General features: G+C 67.8%; 3 protein-coding genes, 1 tRNA gene and 1 pseudogene. 3 read left to right on the top strand and 2 right to left on the bottom strand.

Annotation, left to right across the window (positions count from 1 at the left end; translation table 11 throughout):
- From CVO76_RS07895 to CVO76_RS07885, 3 genes and pseudogenes are all read left to right on the top strand, one after another.
- Window positions 1-210 (top strand): annotated as a pseudogene (locus tag CVO76_RS07895) (hypothetical protein); the annotation flags it as partial.
- A 307-nt stretch (window positions 211-517) separates the two neighbouring features.
- The gene (locus tag CVO76_RS07890; protein ID WP_208741746.1) at window positions 518-3,466 is read left to right on the top strand and encodes a UPF0182 family membrane protein; all 2,949 of its coding nucleotides are present in this window, start codon (window positions 518-520) and stop codon (window positions 3,464-3,466) included.
- A 67-nt stretch (window positions 3,467-3,533) separates the two neighbouring features.
- Window positions 3,534-3,607: transfer RNA gene (locus CVO76_RS07885), tRNA-Met, on the top strand.
- Window positions 3,608-3,759: 152 nt separating this feature from the next.
- Here CVO76_RS07885 and CVO76_RS07880 read toward each other — a convergent pair.
- Window positions 3,760-5,151 carry a cryptochrome/photolyase family protein gene (locus CVO76_RS07880; protein ID WP_208741574.1) on the bottom strand — a complete coding sequence of 464 codons (1,392 nt, stop codon included), beginning with the start codon at window positions 5,149-5,151 and terminating at the stop codon, window positions 3,760-3,762.
- Between the two features lie 106 nt (window positions 5,152-5,257).
- Window positions 5,258-6,052 carry a PspA/IM30 family protein gene (locus CVO76_RS07875; RefSeq protein ID WP_133080959.1) on the bottom strand — a complete coding sequence of 265 codons (795 nt, stop codon included), beginning with the start codon at window positions 6,050-6,052 and terminating at the stop codon, window positions 5,258-5,260.
- Window positions 6,053-6,166: the final 114 nt, after the last annotated feature.

Genomic DNA, 6,166 nt, shown 5'->3' with positions numbered 1-6,166 from the left:
CCGACGTCGAACTGCTTGTTCTGGAAGCTCGTGGGAGCACGGTCCGGCGGCGCCGAGTTCTTCCTCGCGCCCGCAGCCAATTGCGACGAGGTGACCGGCAACATCCCCGACGGCCTGACGGTCGTGAAGGTCGGGACGCTCGAGGACGCCGTGGATGCCGTCGAGGCCCTGGGAGCGGGCGGGGTCCCGGCCGGGCTGCCCTCCTGCTGAGCGGAGGCGCCGACGTGTCCGGAGGACACAGTTCAGGAACGATCCCGGGCGGGTGCGCAGACGACGGGAACCTAATTGGTCGGGCCAGACGTGAACAGGGCAGAATGAAACCACGAAGGGCGTGACTGCACGCTGTCTTCTGCCCGTGTCCGGGCTGGGGAGCGGAGCGGAAGACCGGTCATCGTGACCCGCAGCAGCTAACGATGAGGTAGATGTGACATCCGGACCAGACCGTCCGTTCGGCAGTAGGCCGAGCCCAGCAAGTGCAGCAAGAAGCCGGCGCCGCAGCCCGCTGATCCCGACGATCATCGTCGTGGCGGTGATCGTCATCGCCTTCGTCTATCTGTCCCAGGTCTACGCGGACGTGCTCTGGTACCAGCAGCTCGGGTTCCTCGAGGTGTTCGTCACCGAGAACCTGTCGCGGATCGTCCTGTTCCTCGTCGCGTTCCTCGTGATGGCGGGCGCGGTCTTCTTCAGCCTGCGCATCGCGTTCAGGAGCCGGCCGATCTACGCCCCCGACAGTGCCATCCAGGACAACCTGAACCGCTACCAGGCGCAGCTCGAGCCGATCCGCCGCCTGCTGATGCTCGGTATCCCCGTGGTCCTCGGTGCGTTCGCCGGCACGGCCGCGTCCTCCCAGTGGCAGGAGGTGCTCCTCTTCGTCAATCAGGAGCCGTTCGGCAAGTCCGATCCGGAGTTCGGCATGGACTACGCGTTCTACATGTTCACGCTGCCGTTCCTGAGCTTCGTGACCGGCTTCCTGATCAGCGTCGTGATCATCAGTGCGATCGCGACCGTCCTCACGCACTACCTCTACGGCGGCATCCGGCTCGAGGAGAAGGGCCTCTTCACCACGAAGGCGGCCCGGATCCAGATCGCCGTCGTCGCGGCGCTCTTCCTCGTGCTCCAGGGCGTCAACTACTGGCTGGACCGCTACGACACGCTGCTCAACCAGGGCACCTGGGCCGGTGCGCTCTACACCGACGTGAATGCGGTCATCCCCACCAAGGCCATCCTCGCCGTCGCCGCCATCATCGTGGCGGTCCTCTTCGTCGCCTCCGCGTTCATCGGCCGCTGGCGCCTGCCGCTGATCGGCACCGCGATGCTCATCATCACCGCCCTCCTCGCGGGCGGGGTCTATCCCTCCGTCGTCCAGCGATTCCAGGTACGCCCGTCCGAGCTCAGCCTCGAGGGCGAGTACATCGACAGGAACATCGACATGACGCGCGAGGCGTACGGACTGGACGCCGTCGAGGTCGAGGCCTACAACCCCGAGGACGTCCCGCAGGCGGGAGCCCTGGGCGACGACGGCGAGACGACGGCGAACATCCGCCTGCTCGATCCGAACCTCGTCTCCGACGCGTTCAGCCAGCTGCAGCAGTTCCGCCAGTACTACCAGTTCCCGGAGACGCTCAACGTCGACCGGTACGAGATCGACGGTGAGGTGCAGGACACCGTCATCGCGGTCCGTGAGCTCGACACCAACGGTGTCCCCGCGGGCTGGGTCAACGAGCACGTCTTCTACACCCACGGCTACGGCGTGGTGGCCGCCGCCGGTTCGACCGTGCAGCCCGATGGCCGCCCGTCCTTCCTGCAGTCCGGCATCCCCTCCACGGGTGTGCTCGGTGACGAGTCCACCTACGAGCCGCGCATCTACTTCGGCGAGGATTCTCCCGAGTACTCCGTCGTGGGCGCACCCGAGGGGCAGGCGCCGGCCGAGATCGACCGCCCGCAGAACGAGAACTCCGACGACGAATCGCGTACCACCTTCAGCGGCGAGGGCGGGCCGAATGTGGGCAACGCCTTCAACCGCCTCGTGTACGCGCTGAAGTTCCAGTCCACCGACCTCCTGCTGTCCAACCAGGTCAACAGCGAGTCCCAGATCCTCTACGACCGTGATCCCGTGGAGCGCGTCCGCAAGGTCGCTCCGTACCTGACGCTCGACGGCAACAGCTACCCGGCGATCGTCGACGGGCGCGTGAAGTGGATCATCGACGGCTACACCACCAGCGCCAACTTCCCGTACTCGACGCAGCAGGAACTGGAATCGGCGACACAGGATTCGCAGACGGCCGAGGGCCTCGCCACCGCACTGCCCGCGGAACAGGTCAACTACATCCGCAACGCGGTCAAGGCCACGGTCGACGCCTACGACGGCTCGGTCAGCCTGTACGCCTGGGACGACCAGGATCCGGTCCTGAAGTCGTGGCAGAACGTCTACCCGTCCTCTCTGCAGCCCTTCAGCGAGATGTCGGCCGACCTGATGGCGCACGTCCGCTACCCGGAGGACCTCTTCAAGGTGCAGCGCGAGCTGCTCGCCCGCTACCACGTCACCTCGACGGACGAGTTCTACAACAACAGCGAGGCGTGGAACGTACCGGCCGATCCGGGGGAGAGCGCCGACGGCGCGGCGACGACGGCGGCGACGGACCGCCAGCCGCCGTTCTACCTGACGCTGCAGATGCCCAACCAGGAGGAGGCCGCGTTCTCGCTGACCACGCCGTACATCCCCTTCGTGCCCGCCGGCCAGACCCCGAGGAACGTGCTCTACGGCTTCCTCGCGGCGAACGGCGACGCAGGGACGGGCGAGGACGGCGTCAAGAGCGAGAACTACGGCCGACTGACCCTGCTGGACAGCTCGGGCCGTGACTCCGTGGTCGGCCCCGGCCAGGCGCAGAACCTGTTCAACTCGGACACCACCGTCTCGCAGGAGCTCAACCTGCTGCGCCAGGGTGCGTCCGAGGTCATCAACGGCAACCTGCTGACCCTGCCCATCGGCGGCGGGATCGCCTACGTCCAGCCGGTCTACGTGCAGTCCTCGGGCAGCTCGTCCTTCCCCGTCCTTCGTCGGGTCCTCGTGAGCTTCGGTGACAACGTCGGCTTCGCGCCGACCCTCGCCGAGGCACTGGACCAGGTGTTCGGCGGCGAGTCGGGAGCGACGACGGGCGACCAGGAGAACGTGGGCGAGACTCCGGAGGATCCCGCGACGCCTCCGGTGGAGGGTGAGGGCGAGGGCGCCACGCCGACGCCCACGCCGACCCCGTCCGAGGGCGGAACCCCCGGCGGTGCCACGGGTGACCCCGGGGCCGACCTCCGGACCGCGCTCGACGATGCCAACACGGCGATCCAGGATGGCAACGAAGCTCTCGCCGACGGTGACTTCGCAGCCTACGGCGAAGCGCAGGACCGCCTGCAGGACGCGCTGCAGCGGGCGCTGGACGCCGAGGAGCGTGTCTCGGGGACCACCGGGGAGTAGTCCTCGGAGGCCGGGCAGCTGCTCGATTTGCCTCTTGGCCCCGCGGCCGGTAACGTTAGTTACACGCCGCGGGGTGGAGCAGTTCGGTAGCTCGCTGGGCTCATAACCCAGAGGTCACAGGTTCAAATCCTGTCCCCGCAACGAAAAGAAGTCCGGTCCACCACTCGGTGGGCCGGACTTTTCGTTTGCCCCGCCGCAGGTCCCGGCCGACGTCCGGTCCGATACACCCCTCCCGCGCCCCCGGCACCGCTGTCGGGGGGCGTTACCAGGGTCGGGGGAGTAACTCAGGCCGGTCAGCCCTCCGACAGGGCCTTGTAGGCGCTCAGGGCCCGCTGGCGACTCTCCTTGAGGTCGACGACGGGATCGGGATAGCCCGGGGCCGTCCCCTTCCACGGCTCGTGGATGTTGTCCGCGTCCGCCAGTTCCGGCACGAACCGCACGAGGTACCGTCCCTCGGGATCGAATTTCCTGCTCTGCAGGACGGGGTTGAAGATGCGGAAGTAGGGGCTGGCATCGGCTCCGGATCCGGCCACCCACTGCCAGCTCGCTGCATTGCTCGCCGCGTCGGCATCGACGAGGCAGTCCCAGAACCACTTCTCGCCCACACGCCAGTCGATCAGGAGGTTCTTGATGAGGAAGGACGCCGTCGCCATGCGGACGCGGTTGTGCATCCAGCCGATCTCCCACATCTGGCGCATGCCGGCATCGACCAGCGGGTAGCCGGTCCGTCCACGCTGCCAGGCTTCCAGCTCCGACCTCGTGGAGCTCTCCCAGGCGAAGGCGTTGAACTCGGGCCGGTAGTTCACGGTGGCGAGCTCGGGATTGAAGTACAGGAGCTGCCAGCTGAACTCGCGCCAGCCGAGCTCGGAACCGAAGACGCGGATGTCCTCGGCCGTCGAACTGTCCTGATGGTCCTGGGCCGCGTGCCAGACCTCGAAGGGGCTGATCTCGCCGAACCGCAGGTGCGGCGACAGCATGCTGGTGCCCTGCACCCCCGGGCGGTCGCGGTTGTCCTTGTACCCGGAGGCGGCGCCGTCGAGGAAGTCGTCGAGCCGGGCGTGCGCGCCGGCCTCTCCCGGCGTCCAGGTGCGGCGGAGGCCCTCGGCCCAGTCCGGCGACGTCGGAAGCAGGCCCCAGGCGCCGAGGTCGTCCGAGGCCGGCGCGGGGCCGTGCAGGCGGTCCGGCGCGGAGAGCGGCCTGCGGGGAGGGCGGAAGGACAGGCAGGCCCGCCAGAAGGGCGTGAAGACCTTGTAGGCCTCGCCGGAGCCCGACGTGACCTCCCAGGGCTCGAACATCAGGTTCGCCTGGAAGCTCGTCACCTCGAGGCCGTCGTCGGCGAAGGCGGCCTTCAGGGTCGCGTCCGTGGTGCGCTCGACCAGGCCGTAGCGGCGGTTCCACACGACGGCACGGGCGGAGCACTCGTCCACCAGTCGCGGCAGGACCTCTCCCGCCGGGCCGCGCCGCAGGACGAGCGGCACGCCGAGTTCCGCGAGGGACGCGGTCAGTGCCGCGAGCGAGTGGTGGAGCCACCATCTGGAGGCACCGCCCAGCGGACGGATGCCCTCGGTGTCCTCGTCGAGCACGTAACAGGCGACGACGTCGTCCCCGCTCTCGGCAGCGGCCGCAAGCGCCGGATTGTCGGAGACGCGCAGGTCGTCACGGAACCACACCAGTGTCACAGCCATCTGCTCAATCTACCCGCGTGCACCGACACGCGGGCTCCTGCACCAGCAGGGGAACCGCAGCCGATGGCTGCGGTTCCCCTGGCGTGCCGACCGGGTTCGGGCCCGATCAGTAGGTGATCTCGCCCGTCGTGGACGGTGTCTTGGCGTCCGTGGCGGTTCCCGCGCCCTGTCCGATCGCGGACTGCGAGCCGGAACCGGACTTCAGGGCAGCGAGGCGTGCCTCGATCTCGGTCTGCTCCCCGAGGTCCTCGAGGCTCTCGAACTGCGCGTCGAGGCTCGACGACGCGAGCTCCTGCTGTCCGCGGACCTTCGCCTCCTCGCGCCGGATCTTCTCCTCGAAACGGCCCACCTCGCTCGTCGGGTCCATGAAGTCGATGCTCTTGACGGCGTCGTGCACCTGCTGCTGCGCCTGGGCCGTGCGGGCGCGGGCGATCAGCTGGTCCCGCTTGGCCGTGAGCTCGCCGAGCTTGCCCTTCATCTGGTTGAGGCCGTCCTTGAGCTTGTCGACGATCTCCGTCTGCGACGCGATGGTCGGCTCGGCACCCTTCGCCTCGTTCTCCGCCGCCATCTGGCGCTGGATGGCCACCTTCGCCAGGTTGTCGAACTTCTGTGCGTCGGCCGTGTCGCCGGACGTGCGGTACTCGTCCGCCTTGCGGGACGCCGCGAGGGCCTTGTTGCCCCAGCTGCGTGCGTTCTCGACGTCCTCGTTGTAGTCGTCCTGCATCATCCGCAGGTTGCCGATGGTCTGCGCGACGGCGCTCTCGGCCTCGGCGATGCTGTTGGTGAAGTCGCGGACCATCTGGTCGAGCATCTTCTGCGGATCCTCGGCCTGGTCGATCAGAGCATTGATGTTGGCTCGGGTGAGCTGGGCGATCCTGCCGAAAATTGACTGCTTTACCATTGATTTTCCTTTCGATTCTTCGGAAATAGTCTCTGAGTCTGCTGCGGGAGGCTGTCGGAGCGGCCTAGAAGTCGCCGCCGCCACCTCCGAAGTCGCCGAAACCGCCTCCACCGC

Origin of the sequence: Arthrobacter agilis (assembly GCF_002953615.1) — a bacterium.
Taxonomy (GTDB): Bacteria; Actinomycetota; Actinomycetes; order Actinomycetales; family Micrococcaceae; genus Arthrobacter_D; species Arthrobacter_D agilis_B.
This window is presented reverse-complemented; position numbering and strand designations above follow the sequence as displayed.